We start from the raw sequence: 1,524 nt of genomic DNA, 5'->3' as shown, positions 1-1,524 counted from the left end.
GTTACTTGCCGAAGCAAAGACTGATGGAAGTCAGGTCTTAGAACAAGTTAATCGCTACAGCAGCGAAGGCAAGAATCAGAATTCACTGTCTCAAGTCACATCAGTTTCTCAGTATTCTGATGTACAGCCGACTGAGTGGGCATTCCAAGCTTTACAATCCCTAGTTGAACGCTACGGCTGTATAGCAGGATACCCAAATTCCACTTATCGCGGCAACCGGGCACTGACTCGTTATGAGTTTGCCGCAGGTTTGAATGCTTGTTTAGATCGAGTTAATGAACTGATTGCGACAGCAACCGCTGATTTGGTATCAAAACAGGATTTGGCAACCCTCCAGCGTTTGCAAGAGGAATTCTCGGCAGAATTGGCAACTCTGCGTGGTCGAGTAGATTCTCTAGAAGCACGGACTGCTGAACTAGAAGCAAATCAGTTTTCTACTACCACCAAATTGGTGGGTGAAGCTATTTTTGCCGTTACTGACATTTTTGGCGGTAATACTGGCGATGCTAACAATACTGTCTTCCAAGATAGGGTACGTTTAGACTTGCAAAGCAGCTTTACGGGTAAAGACGTTTTACACACCCGTCTTTCAGCTGGTAATGCAACAGCATTTAGTCAAATAGGGAATGACGATGTTCTGATTGATGGTACTGCTGAAGGCACACAAACCTTTCAACTCAACGGTGGAAGTACCAATAACAGTGTCGTTATAGACTGGCTGGCGTATTACGTACCCATAGGCCCAGCCCAAGCTTACTTTGCGGCCACCGGAGGTATTCATAGCGATTATGCTGCCACCAACAATCCTTACTTTGAGGACTTTGATGGTGGTAATGGTGCATTGTCTACCTTTGCTTCTGAAAGCCCCATCTATCGGATTGGTGGTGGTGCTGGTGCAGCACTGACTTTACCTTTTGGTAGCGGTGGTAGCTTTTTGAAACCAAGTTCACTGACTGTAGGCTACTTAGCGTCAAATGCTAATAATCCTGGAGTAAGTCAAGGTTTGTTGGAAGGTAACTATGCAGCTCTGGGACAGTTGAACTTTAGTGTTGGCGATCGCTTTGCGATCGCTGCCACCTACGTTCATGGTTATCATGGTGCTGGAAGTGGTGGTTTATTTGATGCAGGTGGTGGTTTGACTGGCACTAGCCGCGTCGTAGGTACCAATCAATCTAACACCCTAAGTGCCCTAGACGGATCTTCCAGTAATTCATACGGAATATCGGCAGCCTTCCGACCCAGCGACAAACTATCAGTTAGTGGCTTCGTTTCTTACCACGATGTCACAGGCTTTGGTGCTGATGATGATTACGAAGCTTGGAGTTATGGACTTGGCATAGCCTTGCCTGACTTCGGTAAACAGGGTAACGTTTTAGGTATTTTTGCTGGTGCAGAACCCTATGCCTTTAACCGACCAGGTTTAACTGGTAATGATGTACCTTATCACATGCAAGGCTGTTACAAGTAGCGCGTGTCAGATAACATCTCAATTACCCCTGGTGTCATATGGTTGACCTCTCCTGG

1 protein-coding gene is annotated in these 1,524 nt (G+C 46.3%); it reads left to right on the top strand.

What is annotated here, in order from left to right; all coding sequences use genetic code 11:
* Nucleotides 1-1,468 (top strand): iron uptake porin (locus tag A4S05_RS38350; protein ID WP_084227423.1); only part of this gene is annotated, 1,468 nt, incomplete at its 5' end.
* Nucleotides 1,469-1,524 lie beyond the last annotated feature (56 nt).

Origin of the sequence: Nostoc sp. KVJ20 (assembly GCF_001712795.1) — a bacterium.
Lineage (GTDB): Bacteria > Cyanobacteriota > Cyanobacteriia > Cyanobacteriales > Nostocaceae > Nostoc.
Note: the sequence above shows the minus strand (reverse complement) of the source record. Positions and strands in the feature narration are given on the sequence as shown.